The 16,586-nt window shown below is 37.7% G+C and carries 13 protein-coding genes and 1 pseudogene; 9 read left to right on the top strand and 5 right to left on the bottom strand.

What is annotated here, in order from left to right; genetic code table 11:
- The first annotated feature begins 22 nt into the window (after positions 1-22).
- A complete protein-coding gene (locus tag MY533_RS15335; protein ID WP_248716648.1) occupies positions 23-739 on the top strand; it encodes a hypothetical protein in 717 nt (238 codons plus the stop codon).
- Between the two features lie 89 nt (positions 740-828).
- Here MY533_RS15335 and MY533_RS15330 read toward each other — a convergent pair whose 3' ends face one another.
- Positions 829-2,118, bottom strand: a complete 1,290-nt coding sequence (locus MY533_RS15330) for a replication-associated recombination protein A (protein ID WP_248716647.1) — start codon at positions 2,116-2,118, stop codon at positions 829-831.
- A 202-nt stretch (positions 2,119-2,320) separates the two neighbouring features.
- Between MY533_RS15330 and cymR the strand changes: the two genes are divergently transcribed.
- From cymR to MY533_RS15310, 4 genes are all read left to right on the top strand, one after another.
- Complete coding sequence (gene cymR, locus MY533_RS15325) at positions 2,321-2,740, top strand: cysteine metabolism transcriptional regulator CymR (RefSeq protein WP_132356936.1); 420 nt, start codon at positions 2,321-2,323, stop codon at positions 2,738-2,740.
- A gap of 79 nt (positions 2,741-2,819) precedes the next feature.
- Entirely contained in the window at positions 2,820-3,968 is a 1,149-nt protein-coding gene (locus tag MY533_RS15320) for a cysteine desulfurase family protein (protein ID WP_248716646.1), read from the top strand.
- A 648-nt stretch (positions 3,969-4,616) separates the two neighbouring features.
- Positions 4,617-5,741, top strand: a complete 1,125-nt coding sequence (mnmA, locus tag MY533_RS15315) for a tRNA 2-thiouridine(34) synthase MnmA (RefSeq protein ID WP_248716645.1) — start codon at positions 4,617-4,619, stop codon at positions 5,739-5,741.
- 82 nt (positions 5,742-5,823) lie between these two features.
- Positions 5,824-6,483 carry a tetratricopeptide repeat protein gene (locus tag MY533_RS15310; RefSeq protein WP_248716644.1) on the top strand — a complete coding sequence of 220 codons (660 nt, stop codon included), beginning with the start codon at positions 5,824-5,826 and terminating at the stop codon, positions 6,481-6,483.
- A gap of 115 nt (positions 6,484-6,598) precedes the next feature.
- Here the strand turns inward: MY533_RS15310 and MY533_RS15305 are convergent, their stop codons facing one another.
- The 3 genes from MY533_RS15305 to hisA form a co-directional block, all read right to left on the bottom strand.
- A complete protein-coding gene (locus MY533_RS15305; protein WP_248716643.1) occupies positions 6,599-6,781 on the bottom strand; it encodes a hypothetical protein in 183 nt (60 codons plus the stop codon).
- 315 nt (positions 6,782-7,096) lie between these two features.
- Positions 7,097-7,840, bottom strand: a complete 744-nt coding sequence (locus MY533_RS15300) for a GTP pyrophosphokinase (RefSeq protein ID WP_248716642.1) — start codon at positions 7,838-7,840, stop codon at positions 7,097-7,099.
- Between the two features lie 319 nt (positions 7,841-8,159).
- A complete protein-coding gene (gene hisA / locus MY533_RS15295) occupies positions 8,160-8,924 on the bottom strand; it encodes a phosphoribosylformimino-5-aminoimidazole carboxamide ribotide isomerase (protein ID WP_248716641.1) in 765 nt (254 codons plus the stop codon).
- 401 nt (positions 8,925-9,325) lie between these two features.
- Here hisA and MY533_RS15290 point away from each other — a divergent pair, with 401 nt between their 5' ends.
- The 3 genes and pseudogenes from MY533_RS15290 to MY533_RS15280 all read left to right on the top strand — a co-directional run.
- Complete coding sequence (locus MY533_RS15290) at positions 9,326-11,755, top strand: SF1B family DNA helicase RecD2 (RefSeq protein ID WP_248716640.1); 2,430 nt, start codon at positions 9,326-9,328, stop codon at positions 11,753-11,755.
- A gap of 159 nt (positions 11,756-11,914) precedes the next feature.
- The gene (locus MY533_RS15285) at positions 11,915-13,612 is read left to right on the top strand and encodes a polysaccharide deacetylase family protein (RefSeq protein WP_248716639.1); all 1,698 of its coding nucleotides are present in this window, start codon (positions 11,915-11,917) and stop codon (positions 13,610-13,612) included.
- A gap of 354 nt (positions 13,613-13,966) precedes the next feature.
- A pseudogene (locus MY533_RS15280) lies at positions 13,967-14,383 on the top strand (transposase); the annotation flags it as partial.
- A 191-nt stretch (positions 14,384-14,574) separates the two neighbouring features.
- Here MY533_RS15280 and MY533_RS15275 read toward each other — a convergent pair.
- On the bottom strand, positions 14,575-14,763 hold the full coding sequence (locus MY533_RS15275) for a hypothetical protein (protein ID WP_248716638.1): 189 nt from the start codon (positions 14,761-14,763) through the stop codon (positions 14,575-14,577).
- A gap of 343 nt (positions 14,764-15,106) precedes the next feature.
- On the opposite strand from MY533_RS15275, the gene hpaB reads away from it, so the two are divergent.
- Positions 15,107-16,543 carry a 4-hydroxyphenylacetate 3-monooxygenase, oxygenase component gene (gene hpaB, locus MY533_RS15270; RefSeq protein ID WP_248716637.1) on the top strand — a complete coding sequence of 479 codons (1,437 nt, stop codon included), beginning with the start codon at positions 15,107-15,109 and terminating at the stop codon, positions 16,541-16,543.
- Positions 16,544-16,586: the final 43 nt, after the last annotated feature.

Here is a 16,586-nt window from a genome sequence, read left to right as displayed (position 1 = left end):
TCTATAGGAAAGGGGCAGTTCAATGTTAATAAACGGTATCGAAATCGATTTGGCGAAATTAGAAAAACCGCTCTTATTAGTAAGTGAGAGTGAGGAACTTCTATTTCGACAGCTTATACAAGAAACACTTGAACATGAGCTTACCCAATGTCAATTAGCCCTATCAACAAGGAAGTCTATCTCATTAGTAAGGGATTTTTGGTTCGCTATGTATAAAGATCGAGAGAAATTATATATCAACAGCGGACATGCGCTCTTGTATCCAATTCGTTTAATTATATTCGAAGTTGTGACACAAGACGACTCCTTTAAACGTTTGTCCAAAAAATCTTTTGGAGATGAGTGTCTGTCACTTATTTATGCCATTGTCCTATTACAATTTGTCTTATTGTGGATAAAGGAACGTTTTAGTGATAACAAGGAAGTATATGAGTCATTAAAATTTTTATATAGAACAATTAATGATAATATAGATGATCAAACCTCTCCATCAAGAGAGCAATCCATTGGTCAAGCTATTGCTGTAAAAGCAATTCGTTCTGAAGTCCGGGAGAACGCCCAGGAATTTGCTAGTCTACTCTATCAAACCTACAATTTTCTTCATTATTTACATGAAATCGAAAAGGACAAAGAGGAGAAAGAAACGACGAGACAGCCATTGATGAAAGATGTGGAAGATGCATTGAACCGATTTTACGAAACACGCTACACAACCAATAAGGCAACCTTCACAGGATGATTGTTTAGAAGTCAGTCCAGTTTTTAGCGAAAGTAATAAAATAAAAAAATAAGGCGCTTCTTGTTAAAATTGAAGTGCCTTATTGTTTTTTATTTTTTATCCTTATGAAAAGATTTAAGCTTTTCGTAGATTCCTGCCATTCGTTTTTCTTCACCCGCAATAACAGGTTTATAAAATTCTGTGCCTACAAGCTCATCCGGTAAATATTGCTGGTCTACCCATCCACCAAATGTTCCGATAGGGCTGTTGTGGGGATATTGATAGCCTACATGACCTAAATCTTTTGCCCCTTCATAGTGAGCATCGCGTAGATGATGTGGAATATCGCCTGTTTTTCCTGCATGAATGCTGGCAATGGCGGCATCAATCGCCACAATTGCAGAATTGGATTTAGGCGCAAGGCACATTTCAATAATAGCACTTGCAAGCGGAATACGCGCCTCTGGTAGCCCTAGACGCTCTGCCGCTTGTACAGCCGCAAGCATATGCGGTCCTACCTCAGGGTTGGCAAGGCCTATATCTTCATAAGCCATCACTAGTAAGCGTCGACTAACCGCTACTAAATCACCTGTTTCCAATAAATGAGCTAAATAATACATTGCTGCATTCGTATCACTTCCACGAACTGATTTTTGTAATGCAGATAGCAAATTATAAAAATGGGATCCTTTTTTATCACCATAAACACCAATTCTGCCTACAAGATGCTCAATGATATGATCAGCAGCGATTGTTTGACCGTCTACTTCATCACTTGCATAATAAATTGATTCAAGCAAAGTTAATGCCTTCCGTGCGTCACCATTAGCTGCTTCAGCAATTTGATTAATTTGATGATCTGTTACTATAAAGTGATATTTACCTAGCCCGCGCCTTTCATCAGAAAGTGCTTTTTTTAGAAGCTCGATTATATTTTCGTTCGTTAAACGTTTTAGCTGATATATTTCTCCACAACGGGAGCGGATAGCGGGATTGACATCATGGTACGGATTTTCCGTTGTCGCTCCAATTAACACGATCGAGCCGTTTTCAACATGTGGCAACAAAGCATCCTGTTGTAATTTATTAAAACGATGAATCTCATCCAAAAAAAGAAGGACTTTTCCTGAGATTCTAGCTTCTTGTACAATATCCTCGACGTCTTTTTTACCAGCACGAGTAGCATTAAGCGCGAAAAAGGGGAGCCTCGAGCTTCCTGCTATGGCATTCGCTATTGATGTTTTGCCGATACCTGGCTCACCATATAGCAGCATGGATGGAACATGTTCATTTTGAATCATTTTATAAAGAGCGGTGTTAGGACCGATAAAATCCTGGTGTCCTACAATTTCATCGAGGGTTAAAGGACGCATACGATAAGCGAGTGGTTCATTATGCATTAAAATTTCCCCCTTTCAGCTGATTTCAATGATTTTTGTTTTTTGTGCTTAGAATGAAGCGTTATAAATTATTTTACCTAATTATATTAAGGTGCAATAAATAGTATATCATAACCTTCCAAGTGTATTTCCGAGTTCTTCGAGAGGAGATTATGATATACTGTTGGTAGTATTTTTGACTAGACTATTTGAGGGTGATAAAATGAAAATTTCTACAAAGGGCCGTTATGGTCTAACGATTATGATTGAATTAGCAAAGCATTATGGTGAAGGACCTATCCCATTACGCAAAATTGCTGCTGAAAAGGATCTTTCTGAGGCATACTTGGAGCAGTTAGTTTCACCATTACGTAATTCAGGCTTAGTGAAAAGTGTACGCGGTGCATATGGTGGATATATGCTAGCAAATCCACCAAGTGAAATTTCAGCGGCTAATGTTATTAGCGTGTTAGAGGGTCCAATTCAACCTGTAGAAGGTATTGAAAATGAAGAAGCACCTCAGCGAGAGTTATGGCTCCGCATTCGTGATGCTGTGAAAAATGTATTAGATACAACGACAATTGAGGATTTAGCTCAATATACTGAGGAAAATGTAGCAGAAGGCTATATGTTCTATATTTAAAATTAGGCTAAAGCACATCTCTCTACCATGAGGTAGAGAGATGAGTCTTTAGCGCTTTTCGTACAAAGGAGTTTTCAACATGAATTCATATATTTATCTTGATCATGCAGCGTCATCACCAATGAATGACAAAGTAATAGACGCTATGACTACAGCAATGCAACAAGTTTATGGGAATGCATCAAGTATTCATGGGATAGGTCGAGAGGCACGTAAATATTTAGATAATGCACGTGAAATACTTGCCCAATCAATTGGTGCTCAGCCTGGAGAAATTATTATAACAAGTGGCGGAACAGAGGCGGATAATACGGCTATTTTTGGTACTGTTTATGCACGGGCTGCTGAAGGGAAGCATATCATTACCACACAAATTGAACATCACGCGGTGTTACATACTTGTGAAAAGCTTGAGCGAGATGGCTTTGACGTGACATATTTGCCGGTTGATGAGAATGGCCGGGTTTCTGTAGAAGATGTGCGAAATGCATTGCGAGAGGATACAATTTTAGTAACGATTATGTACGGCAATAATGAAGTTGGTACGATTCAACCGATTGCTGAAATTGGTGACTTGTTACGTGAACATAAAGCTATTTTTCATACAGATGCCGTTCAGGCATATGGTTTAGAGTCAATTAATGTTGCAGATCTCCATGTTGATCTATTAAGTGTTTCTGCTCATAAGATTAATGGTCCTAAAGGTATTGGTTTCCTATACCAAAAAGCTGGGACACCATACACTAGTTATGCATTAGGGGGAGCACACGAGAAAAAACGTCGTGCAGGTACTGAAAATGTGCCTGCAGTGATTGGTTTTGCGACTGCAGTGCAAATTGCAAATGAGTTGCGAGAAGAAAAGCGCGCACTATACAATCGCTTTAAGCAAATTTTGCTGGATGTTTTCACGAAAGAAAAACTAGCCTTTCATATGAATGGGGATTTAAACAATACGCTCCCACACGTTTTAAATGTAAGTTTTTCTGGTATGGAAGTAGAGTCATTCTTAGTAAATCTTGATATGGCGGGTATTTGTGTATCGAGTGGTTCTGCGTGTACTGCTGGTTCCATTGACCCTTCACACGTTTTAGTTGCGATGTTTGGACAAGGGGCAGAGGAATTACGTAACTCAATCCGCTTTAGCTTTGGTCAAGGTTTAACAGAAGATGATGTACAACATGCCGCAGAAAAAACAGCAGCGATAGTGAAAAGACTCGCGAAAAAGTAGTTTGCTGATAAATTTAGGCGTGTTGATTAAAATAGGTTTATTATTGAGCTTTGTTGCTATTTTTCTAATATTTTCCCTTTTTAACTATTTGTAGCCCGTAGCAGAAATCAGCCTCTTCGAATTAATTCGAATGTGTAAAAATAGGATTAATCAACACATCTTTTAAAAATCGGGTTTATAACCAAAAAATTGTGGGTGACTTTTGTTAAAACGTCTACTATGTAAATAAGTTGATTGGAGTGGAGACTAGGCGACCCCTTGGGGATTAGCAATAGAGGAACGAAGGCTAAAAGCATCACATCCTGTGATAACGCCTTCGTGACCAACATCGTGCTGCTGCCGCTACGTTTCACTCACGCTTTCGCGCAAAAAACATCTGTTGGCCCGAGACCCTGCAGCGAAGCGGATGTTTTCTGTGCGAAAGCGTAGTGTTAACGTAGCGGCAGCAACAAAAGCGGCTCATCGGACGCCCCCAGGAAGCTTTGCTCTGTGCGAAAGCGAAGCGACAGCAACAAATGTTTTCTGTAGCGAAAGCGAAGCGTCAGCTACAAAGCGCCCAGTCGGAACGGAAATCAATCACTCGTTTTGGTAATGATTCAAAAAAATTATATATTTAATAGAAATTGAATAAAAGAAAAGGTGACCATAATGAAAGAAACACGTGACCCCTCACAAATTCGTGTTGTTGTCGGCATGTCAGGTGGGGTAGATTCTTCGGTTGCTGCATATTTGTTAAAACAACAAGGATATGAAGTAATCGGGATATTTATGAAAAACTGGGATGATACAGACGAAAATGGCGTTTGTACAGCTACAGAAGACTATGATGATGTTATTAAAGTATGTAATCAAATCGGGATTCCTTACTATGCAGTGAATTTTGAAAAACAATATTGGGATAAGGTTTTCACATACTTTTTAGAAGAGTATAAAGCGGGACGCACGCCAAACCCTGATGTAATGTGTAATAAGGAAATTAAATTTAAAGCGTTTTTAGAGCATGCGATGAATCTGGGAGCAGATTATTTAGCGACAGGTCACTATGCTCGAGTTGATCGTAGTGGCGAAGGCGAAGTTAAAATGCTTCGAGGCATAGATAATAATAAAGATCAAACGTATTTCTTAAACCAATTATCGCAGGAACAGTTATCGCATGTAATGTTCCCAATTGGACATATTGAGAAAAAAGAAGTCCGTAAAATTGCGGAGGAAGCTGGATTAGCTACAGCGAAGAAAAAAGATTCAACAGGAATTTGCTTTATTGGAGAGCGTAATTTCAAAGAATTTTTAAGTCAATATTTACCGGCGCAACCTGGTAAGATGGAGACAATGGATGGTGTCGAAATGGGCCAGCATGATGGATTAATGTACTATACGCTTGGTCAACGTCATGGTCTTGGAATTGGTGGCGACGGTGAACCTTGGTTCGTGTTAGGGAAAGATTTGGCGCGCAATGTGTTACTAGTTGGACAAGGCTTCAATAATGATTCGCTATTTTCAACTTCACTGACTGCTGTGAAAATGAGCTATACTTCGACAAAAAAATTGCCCGGGAAATTTTCATGCACAGCAAAATTCCGTTATCGTCAAACAGACACACCAGTAGAAGTGGAAATTTTAGAGGACGGACGTACACATATTACGTTTGCTGAGCCAGTACGAGCGATTACACCTGGACAAGCTGTCGTACTATACGACGGTGAAGAATGTTTAGGTGGCGGTACAATCGACGAAGTATTTAAAAATAATGAAAAACTAACATATGTAGGTTAATTTGCGAAAAGATTGCTCATACTCTTTGCTAAAGCGTATAGAGTTTAGGCAATCTTTCGCTACATAGAGGTGAGGAATAACAATGGATTTTAACGAGCAGGGCATTCAAGCGTTTCAAGAAAAGCGCTATGAGGATGCTGCACAACTTTTTACACAAGCAATTGAAGCAGAGCCTAAAAACCCAATTGGTTATGTGAACTTCGGAAATCTTTTAGCGGTCTTAGAGGATACTGAACGTGCAGAACGTTTTTTTCAAAAAGCAATTACAGTTGATGAAACGGCAGCAACTGCTTATTATGGTTTAGCAAATTTATATTATAATGTGGAACGATATGCGGAAGCAGTAAAGCTTTATGAGCAAGCACTAAAACATAAAATTGAAGGCGCAGATGTGTATTATATGATGGGCAAATGCTTTGAACGAATGGAAAGTCCGAAGCTTGCACTGCCTTATTTACAACGAGCTTCAGAGCTTGCACCAGAAGACACACAAATTCGTCTAGCATATGCCATCGTGCTATGTGCGCTAGAAATGTTCGAAGAAGGTAAAAAGGAATTAGACTATTTGATCGAACAGGATTGGAATAACGCAGATGCACATTATAATTTAGGTGTACTATATGCGATATCTACTGAGCAAACAGAAGATGCTATGTACCACCTAAAACAAGCCTTTACGTTACAGCCAGAATACGATCAAGCACGTTATATTTATGATATGATTGCTCAGAGATTTAACTAAAATAATTTGAAAGGATGCCAAAATTACGTTGGCATCCTTTTGTGTTGCTAAACAATTAAATTAATGTGTCAAATTAGAGCTCTTCGGCAAAGCGAGGGGTAGATTTCCGTTCCGGCTAGGCGCTTTGTAGCTGACGCTTCGCTTTCGCTACAGAAAACATTTGTTGCTGACGCTTCGCTTTCGCTACAGAATACATTTGTAGCTGACGCTTCGCTTTCGCTACAGAAAACATTTGTAGCTGACGCTTCGCTTTCGCACAGAGCAAAGCTTCCTGGGGGCGTCCGATGAGCCGCTTCATTTAACATGTATCTTCTGGCAGGCAATCCAATTTATAATGATATAGCGAAATAACAGAAAGATGTATTTTATTTGTTAAGGTGTAGTGCTAACGTAGCAGCTTACCGTCGAGAGAAGCCTGTAAAGGAAATCACCCTTACTAGTTATGCATACTAATGTCTAGAAGCTGTTGATTTTTCACGGAGAGTGGGACACCTGCTGAAAGCGCCAACTCGGAGTGAAAATCAACCTTTGTTTATTGATATACATTAATATATTGATTTTCATGTAGACAAACTAAAAGGATGCCGAAACTAGTTCAGTATCCTTTTTGATTTTAGTCTTCATCATTCTCAGATGGATAATCAAAGGGTAGTTGATAAATATATTGTGCTAAATGTGCAATTGGGGTAGTTTCTAAAATCGATGATTCTGTTTCGTTTGCTTTTAGAATATTGATTTCTTTATTAAGTCGCTCCATTTTTCGATCCAACTCAGCTACTTGAATAGCAGCCTCCTTCAATTCAAAACGGATATGTTCAGGTACTTCCTTGTTGTATTTATAATAGATTTTATGTTCAAGGCTGGCCCAAAAATCCATGGCAATTGTACGAATTTGAATTTCGACATAGACCTTTTCCATACGATCGGACATAAAAATAGGGATTTTTATAATAAGATGCAAGCTTTGATAGCCATTTCCCTTTGGATAGGCAATATAATCCTTTACATCCACAACTTCAATATCATTTTGTGCCTGTAGCATTGCACTCACTTTATATATGTCTTCTACAAAGGAGCAAGTGATTCGAACACCTGCGATATCACGAATATCTTCTCGAATCGCTTCAATAGATGGCTCAAGGTTCTTTTTCTTGACCTTCAATAATATGCTTTTCGGTGATTTTACGCGAGTTGATAAATGCTCTATCGGGTTATATTCATGAATGAGCTTAAACTCTTCTTGTAAAATAGTTATTTTCGTTTCAATTTCCTGCAGGGCAAATTTATAGAGCAAAAAGAAGCGTGTTAATTCTGTTTGTAAAGTTTGTAAAGTGGTTGCTTCAAGTTCATTTTTCATACTTCATAAAATCCTTTCTTTTAGTAGTAACTAAATTATTTTATGTTCAATATTAGCTTAACAAAAATAGTTACTAAATAGAAATAAGGGCTCCGAATCAATGTATACTATTCTTGAGTCATAAATTTACTTTGTAAAAATAAAAAAAGGGGTGTCTAGTCCCCTTAGTAATTAAACGACAATTTCAGCCTTAGGTTTCGGATCATATAAGAAGCAACTTTTTTGAAAACGCAAGTAGCATTTGTTCATGATCTAGTTGTCCATGCAACGAAAGAGAATGATCCATAGTTCCTTGAAATTTTTACCTCTATAATGCATTTTAAATTTCGCCCTTTTTACAATATTTCACCACATCTGAATAAGGTAAATCTCCACCAAAAATTGAAAGCGCGCTACCGATTGTCACATGAAGTCTACCTTTTGCGATATTTTCAAATTTCTTTAAGTCATCCAAAGAACGAACCCCACCAGCATATGTTGTTGGAATTGTTGTCCAAGTGGCTAAATCATGCACTAAACTTTCTTGCATACCGCCTTTTTTTCCTTCCACATCAACCGCGTGAATAAGTAGTTCATCACAGAACTTTTCGATAAATGCAATAGACTCAGCATTTACTTCAAAGTCACTAAACTTTGTCCATTTATCAGTAACAACAAACCATTTTCCATCGCGCAAACGGCAGCTTAAATCGATAACAAGATGTTGTTTACCAACATTCTGAACTAATTGCTTTAGTCGATCTAAATGAAGCTTGCCATCATAGAAAATAAATGATGTGACAATAACATGGGTAGCACCTGCATCAATATACTTATTTGCATTTTCCGTGGTGATGCCGCCACCAACCTGCAACCCTTGGGGATATGCTGCTAATGCTGCTAATGCGGCTTCTTCGTTTCCGTCACCTAGCATAATAATGTGACCACCTGTTAATTGATCCTTAGCAAACATTTTTGCATAATAACTAGAGTCAAGATTTGAAATAAAGTTCTCGATAACTTCTTGATCTTTATGACCTAGTGTGCTGCCAACAATTTGTTTTACTTTACCATCGTGTAAATCAATGCAAGGTCTAAATTCCAATAGTTTCACAATCCTTCCGTGCGACAAATTCACCTATATCATAGCATGGAAAAGATGATGAAAACCGTGAAATGTTTTTTATCAATAAATTTTAACAAGCAAATGTTTTATGTAGCAACAGCTAAGAGAAGTCTCCCGCATCTATAAGTGGTGAAACAAGGGTTTTAAAACGCTGCTGAAATAGAGGAACGTAGCTTAGGGCATCACATCCTGTGACATCTTGCCGCTGCGCTTCGCTTTCGCGCAATGGAAGCGAATGTCATGACATTATATATGGGCATAATTGATTGAAATGGATGAATATTGATAGAAATTTATTGAATTCTCTTTTTAAACGATTTTTCACGTTATGGTGTGGTAAAATAATATGGTTGAAATGAACACGAAAGGACGAACCGAGAATGGCAGAGAATCTGGATTTATTTGAATTAAATAAATTTTTTATACTCGGACGCCCAATTGTCTCTATCTTTCATAATGCACAAAATATGTATTCGATAGTTCGTGTGAAAATTCAGGAGACCAACTTACAGTATGAAGATAAGGAAATAATAGTTGTTGGATATTTTCCGCCGTTACAGATGGATGAACAATATCGTTTTACTGGTTTATTGAAACAACATCCAAAATATGGTGTGCAATTTCAAATTGAGACATTTACAAAGGAAGTACCAGCAACAGAGCAGGGCATTATTCATTACTTATCGAGTGATTTGTTTGTTGGAATCGGAAAAAAAACTGCTGAAACAATCGTAGAAAAATTAGGAGCAAATGCGTTACGTCTTATTTTAGAGGACCCAAATGCTCTTGATGCTGTGCCTCGTTTATCTGCTGAAAAAAAAGAGGTTATCCATCGTACCATTGAACAAAATTTAGGCTTAGAACGAGTGATGATCCAACTTAATGAATGGGGTTTCGGACCACAGCTTGGCATGAAAATTTACCAAACATATCGAACAGAGGCCGTTGAATTATTAACTGAAAATCCATATCGCCTGATTGAAGATGTAGAGGGTGTTGGTTTCTTTCGTGCCGACGAGCTAGGTGCAAAATTAGGGATTACTGGCAATCATCCAGACCGTATTAAGGCGGCGATTTTACATACTCTAAATACAGCAGCTTTATCAGATGGGCATGTGTATTTAGATGCAGAAAATGTTTTACCATTAGTAAAAGATATGCTTGAGCAAAGCCAACGAGAGGAAATTCCCTTTGAAATCATTTCTAAAGCTTGTATCGAATTACGTGAGGAAAGTAAAATTTGTGGAGAAGAAACAAGACTATATTTACCATCCCTATATTTTTCAGAAGTAGGAATTGCATCGAAAATATTAGCTTTAATCGAACGTAACAATAAAGCTGAACATTTTAGTAAGGACGAAATACGTAAAGCAATTGGTGAAACAGAAGAATTTCTTAATGTCACATATGCTGAAACGCAAGCGAATGCGATTGAACAAGCATTAAATTCGGCCGTTATGATTTTAACTGGTGGACCTGGGACAGGTAAAACAACTGTTGTTCGGGGTGTGGTAGAAGTGTATGCAAAGCTACACGGATTATCATTGAACCCGAAGGAATATGCACAAAAAGAAGAACCTTTTCCGATTATTTTATGTGCTCCAACAGGACGTGCGGCCAAGCGTCTATCGGAGTCGACAGAACTTCCAGCAATGACAATTCATCGATTATTAGGTTTTACAGGTCAGGAAAAAGAGGAAGAAACTGAGCGTGAGGTAACAGGAAAACTCATTATTGTAGACGAAATGTCGATGGTCGATACTTGGCTCGCGCATCAACTATTAAAATCCTTGCATGAGGATGTACAAGTCGTTTTTGTAGGAGATCAAGATCAGCTTCCACCAGTAGGACCAGGACAGGTGTTAAAGGATTTGTTGGCATCCGGGCAAATACCTACTGTGGAATTGACAGATGTTTATCGACAAGCAGAGGGCTCAACGATTATTGAACTTGCTCATCAAATTAAACGTGGTAATATCACAAATGATCTTACATTAAAAACGTCTGACCGTTCATTTATTAAAGCCTCCTCAGATCAGGTAGCAAGCGTTGTCACGCAGGTTGTGAAAAGTGCGGTTGCGAAAGGTCAAGAAATTCGTAATATCCAAGTGTTAGCACCTATGTACAAAGGTCCAGCAGGAATAGACAATTTAAATAAAATGATTCAAGAACTTATTAATCCAAACGATACTGGTACTAGAAAAGAGCTCGTTTTTGGTGATGTCACATATCGCATAAAGGACAAAGTATTACAGCTTGTCAATCAACCAGAAAGCAATGTTTTTAATGGTGATATGGGTGAGGTAATTAGTATTATTAAGGCAAAGGAAACGATTGAGAAACAAGATTTGCTTGTTGTGTCATTCGACGGTATTGAAGTAACTTATCAACGAAGTGATCTCAATCAATTGACACTTGCCTACTGTTGTTCTATTCATAAATCTCAAGGCTCAGAGTTCCAAACCGTTATTATGCCGGTTGTACGTGGTTATTCTAAAATGCTGCGTCGTAATTTGTTATATACGGGTATTACGCGTGCTAAAAATTTCTTGATTTTGTGTGGTGAGCCGGATGTGCTAGCAGATGGCTTACAGCGTACGGATGATTTACAGCGCTTTACGTCTCTACGTGCAAGACTCAATCCAATGGAAATTACAGAGGAAATTGTAGAAGTAGAAACGATTCCATTAAACGAAAATTTACAACATGAAAAATCCATTGATTTTAAACTAACGGTAGAAACAGAACCATATATCCATCCATTGATTGGAATGGAGGGTGTCTCTCCATATGATTATTTAGATAAGTGAGTGAATGCACCAAGAATTCTGAAACAATAGACGGGCACCTCTCAAATAAGCTCTTGGAAAAATATGATTTATGAAATTAATACCAATAACTTTTATAGGTTAGAAAATCGTCTAATGATTGCAGTAAAAGATAATTAAAATTTTTTTGAGGTGAATAAAGTGAAACGCTTATTATTATTGCTTCTATTCATGATGCTATTACCTTTTGCAGAAAAAGCATATGCAAAAAATACTGTCATCCAAATGAATGAAGAAGCAACTGTCTTTGATAATCGTTCAGGCTCACTCGTTCAGGTGGGGACATTATCTGCAGGACAAACTTTTGAAGTAACAAAAGATTATGGAGCAAATTGGTGGCAAATTCGTTGGGGTGGTTATTATGGTTATATTGAAAAACGTTATACAACTGTTGTTCCAGCAACCACTTATAAAAATACAGTCCCAACTACTGCTAAAATAACGGATTATATTGTTGCAACAAAGGTTGCACCGATTTACGATAATACTGGCAGTAAACTTGTTCAATTTGCTACATTGTCTGAGGGAGTTCGCTTCCCTATATATAGCGGAATGGGCAATTGGTATGGAATTGCTGTGAACGGACGCCTAGGCTTCGTACATAGTAATTTTGTAGTGAAAGAAAATGGTCAAAATTCAACAAATACAGATACAAATACAACAAAGCCTGTTGAAAAACCAACTACAACCCCTCCTAGTAAACAAAATGGCTATATAGAGGCGTTAGAAAATGTCATTCTTTATGATTTCCGCCGTGAAAAAGAGATGGCTATTGCTACGCTAATGAAAGGGCAGCAGCTAGAAGTTGTAGATTCAATGGACCCAATGTATGTTCAAGTTCGTTGGGGGAAATCATATGTTTATGCAGAAAAATCAAAGGTGAAATTTTTAAATACACCTTCATATAAAAATGTTGGTAAGGACAATGCCATGAAAAATGAGTATTTCATCCCTACTTCTGCAAACAGTGAGATTTATGATAATAAAACAAAAGCGATGCAGCCATTTGCTAAACTAGATACAAATCGCCGTTATCCGATATTGCGGAAAGAAGGTGCTTGGTACGTAACAGTACTTGGCGGTCGTGAAGGATATATCCATAGCTCTAAAGTAGCGATTGATCGTGGTGTCCCAGTAATGATGTATCATCATGTATTAAAAGAGCACGAGCTTGGGCGTTTCAAAAATTTAAGTACTACGGTTACAGATGTTCAATTTACAAAAGAAATGCAGTATTTAAAAAGTAAAAACTACGAAACCATTACTGTAGACGAATTATGGCGTTTTATGCGCAATGAAATTACACTGCCTGCCTATTCAATTGTTTTGACTTTTGATGATGGCCTATTGTCGACACGTGAATATGCGTATCCTGTACTTAAAAACAATGGCTTTAAAGCTACACAATTTTTAATTACGTCCCGTAATGAAAGTGCCAAAGATGGGCAAATTTTTAATTATAATGATTTACAGCCCCTTTCACGTCAAGATATAACAAATATGCAAGATGTTTTTGCATTTGAATCACACACTTACAATTTACATGTTTTAGAAGGGAATAGAGGCAAAATGCTTCTAACCCCTTATCGTGAGGTTGTTCAGGATTTACAGCGTAGTATAGCAATTATTCCGAATGCTAAAGCTTTTGCTTATCCGTTTGGGCAATACAATGCGAATATCATTAATGCGGTAAAGGAAGTTGGATTCACAATGGCATTTTCAACGAAGCATGGCTACAACAATCCGTACGATGATGTCTATCAAATTAAACGCTTATCTAGTAATCAACAAACAACAAATGCGCAATTCCAAAAAATGGTTCTTCCGTACGCGCAGTAAAATAAAAAACTCGATCAATTTTGAATGAGGGCACTGAAAAAGTCTATATCTTCTCACATCGCGAGGTATTTAACGAGTAAATCGTTGAATACCTCGCTTTTTTCATTTGGCACTGTGACTCTACTGTTGTTTTCCGAAGCATTCCGCTCGCTTTCCGCGGGCGAGCGCCGAGCCTCCTCCTACGCTTCGCTTCGTGCGGGGTCTCGTCTGTCTCGCTTTCCCGCAGGAGTCGAGCGATGCTTCTCCAAACAACGCAATGTATCACACTATTATTTTAGTCACGCTTTCCTTTATAATAAAAGAATTAATGTGCAGGTAGTGCCCCCGATGATTTCAAATCAAGAAACCCTTAATTTAACACAAGGACCACGAAAAGAAGAAGACAAGTTTGAGTTTAATAAAGACGCTGGAATGTTTGTTTGTAAGGCCGGTCATCCCGCGACAAGAAAAGCACGTACGGGCAAAAAAGGATCGAGTATGAGTCATATTATTTTGACATTGAAAAATGCAAAGTATGTCCAATGAGAGATGGCTGTTATAAAGAAGGCGCAAAAAGTAAAACATATTCTGTCACAATTAAGTCGGATACACATGCCGAACAAGAGGCATTTCAAAATACGGAAGCATTTAAGCAATTAGCCGCAAATCGCTACAAAGTAGAAGCGAAGAATAGCGACTGCGGGTCTATTTGGCATGGAAATTCAAGGTGCTACAACGATATTCGCTGTCAATTTAAAACGGATATTAAAGCTATTAAACGAAAATAAATAAGGAATAGAGACAGAAATAAGGCACTTCTTGTTCAAAATTGAACAAGAAGTGCCTTATTTTTATCTGAGAAAGGTTCGCTTTTATGAAACCGTAAGTTTTTCAGTGCCCTCATTTTGAATTGATCGGTTTTTTTATGCGATTTTTTAACGGGTGTCCAAACATCTGCAGCTGCCGCTACGCTTTCGCACAATTTAGTGAATGCCAACTAAATGATGTTTAACGACTTCGTATGCTTGGCAAACATTTTTAAATTGATCTTTTTCTTTGGCAATCATATCTGAAGCGATAGAAAATAAAAGATTTTCTTCATTATGATCCTCCATTTTATTCATTAAAGTAGCTTCCATTTCCGCCACGTATGAGATGATTTGTTTATTCATATATATTCTCCTTTTATAAAAAGATGTTTTTGTTTTGGTTACGAAGCTATCTTACACCTGCCTATACAAAAAATCTAGCGAATCTGTACTAGTTGAAAAGTACTTTTTTGTGAATGTGTCGCAAAATTGAACACGTTAAAAAAGCGCTAATTGAAATCGTTTTTATCTAAAATAACTGAAAAATCGTGCAATAATTGCAGACTTTTAACTGTATTTAAAAAGTAATACAGTATAGAAAAACTGAGGGTTTACTATAATACAGTTGCGGTAATCGGAACCTAATATTAGGAAAATTCATATACTATCAAGTATAAAAATATTTGTAACGTTTAGGGGTGACTGCATGCCAGTAATTACAGGAAAACAATATATTGACCGTATTGACGCTTTACAAACTTATATTTCGATTGATGGGAAAGTTGTCACAGGGAAGGTGTCTGAGCATCCAGCATTTAAGGGAGTAATGCAGAGTCAGGCAAAGCTTTTTGATTTACAAAATGAAGAGGCATTGCTTGAAAAGATGACATATGTTTCACCAACCAGCAATAAGCGTGTAGGTATGTCTTTCCTTCAAGCGGTCACAATCGATGATCTCGTGAAAAGACGTAATGCAATACGAGAGTGGGCATTGTCCAATAATGGCCTTATGGGGAGAAGCCCAGATTACATGAATACGACATTAATGGCGCTAGCATCAGTGGCAGAATATTTGAAAGATAAGCCAAATTGTTTCCCGCAGCATTTGTTAAAATTTTATGAGTATGCTCGTGAGAATGATTTGACGATGACACATACATTTATCGAGCCACAAGTAAACCGTCAAAAATTTTATTTTGAAGATGAAGATGTAACAATTGCTGCTAAAATTGTAGATAAAACGAGCGAAGGATTAGTAATTAAAGGTGCGAGATTACTAGCGACACAGGGAGGAATTACAGACGAACTCCTTGTTATATCAACAAATGGTTTTGATGAAGGCAAAGGCTTTGCTTTCTCAATCCCAAGTAATACAAAAGGTTTGAAGTTTTTATGTAGGCAATCATTTGTCGGAGGAGAATCGGTTTTTGATTATCCATTAAGTAGTCGTTACGAGGAAATGGATGCAATCGTTGTGTTTGATAATGTTGTAGTGCCGTGGGAACGCGTCTTTTATTATGAGAATGTGGAAGTTGCCAATAGCTTTTTGAACGTAAGTGGTTTTCAAACATATGGTTTACATCAAGTTCTGACACGTCAAATTGCTAAAACAGAATTTGTCTTAGGTGTTGTACAGTCAATTGTAAATACGATAAATATTGGCGGGTATCAACATGTGCAGCAAAAGGTCGTGGATATCATCGTGACATTAGAAACGATGAAGGCCTTACTCATAAAGTCTGAAGTAGAAGCAAAAAGTGATGAATTTGGTTTTATAAGACCTGATCTTCCAACAGTCCAAGTAGCTATTCAGTTGTTCCCTAAAGTATATCCGACCTTTACTGAAATTATCCAGTTACTTGGCGCAAGCGGATTAATGTCCATTCCAAGTGAAAAAGCATTTACTGAGGATGACGACGATCTTGAGCATTACTTACAGTCTTTTCAGGATGGTGGAAAGGAGCGCGTCAAAAAATTCCGCCTAGCTTGGGATTTAACGATGAGTAGCTTTGGTACAAGACAAACACTATATGAACGCTTTTTCTTTGGGGACTCAGTTCGTTTAGCTAGCGCACTTTATAATTCTTATAATAGGGAAGAATTCGTTCATCGGGTAGAAAATTTTTTGAAAAATAATCATTAATTTTAGTGGGCAACTGTTTAAAGATTTTTAAAATTCGATGTTC

Source organism: Lysinibacillus sp. Ag94 (assembly GCF_023242215.1).
Lineage (GTDB): Bacteria > Bacillota > Bacilli > Bacillales_A > Planococcaceae > Lysinibacillus.
The sequence above is the reverse complement of the archived record's forward strand: the minus strand, read 5'-3'. Positions and strand labels throughout refer to the sequence as shown.

Excerpts from the sequence above, each read along its gene's own strand:
- MY533_RS15305 (WP_248716643.1), bottom strand. The coding sequence starts at position 6,781 with ATGAAGCGGCTCATCGGACGCCCCCAGGAAGCTTTGCTCTGTGCGAAA.
- mnmA (WP_248716645.1), top strand. The coding sequence starts at position 4,617 with ATGAAAGAAACACGTGACCCCTCACAAATTCGTGTTGTTGTCGGCATG.
- MY533_RS15275 (WP_248716638.1), bottom strand. The coding sequence starts at position 14,763 with ATGAATAAACAAATCATCTCATACGTGGCGGAAATGGAAGCTACTTTA.
- MY533_RS15300 (WP_248716642.1), bottom strand. The coding sequence starts at position 7,840 with ATGAAAAATGAACTTGAAGCAACCACTTTACAAACTTTACAAACAGAA.
- cymR (WP_132356936.1), top strand. The coding sequence starts at position 2,321 with ATGAAAATTTCTACAAAGGGCCGTTATGGTCTAACGATTATGATTGAA.
- MY533_RS15335 (WP_248716648.1), top strand. The coding sequence starts at position 23 with ATGTTAATAAACGGTATCGAAATCGATTTGGCGAAATTAGAAAAACCG.
- hpaB (WP_248716637.1), top strand. The coding sequence starts at position 15,107 with ATGCCAGTAATTACAGGAAAACAATATATTGACCGTATTGACGCTTTA.
- MY533_RS15330 (WP_248716647.1), bottom strand. The coding sequence starts at position 2,118 with ATGCATAATGAACCACTCGCTTATCGTATGCGTCCTTTAACCCTCGAT.
- MY533_RS15290 (WP_248716640.1), top strand. The coding sequence starts at position 9,326 with ATGGCAGAGAATCTGGATTTATTTGAATTAAATAAATTTTTTATACTC.
- MY533_RS15310 (WP_248716644.1), top strand. The coding sequence starts at position 5,824 with ATGGATTTTAACGAGCAGGGCATTCAAGCGTTTCAAGAAAAGCGCTAT.
- MY533_RS15320 (WP_248716646.1), top strand. The coding sequence starts at position 2,820 with ATGAATTCATATATTTATCTTGATCATGCAGCGTCATCACCAATGAAT.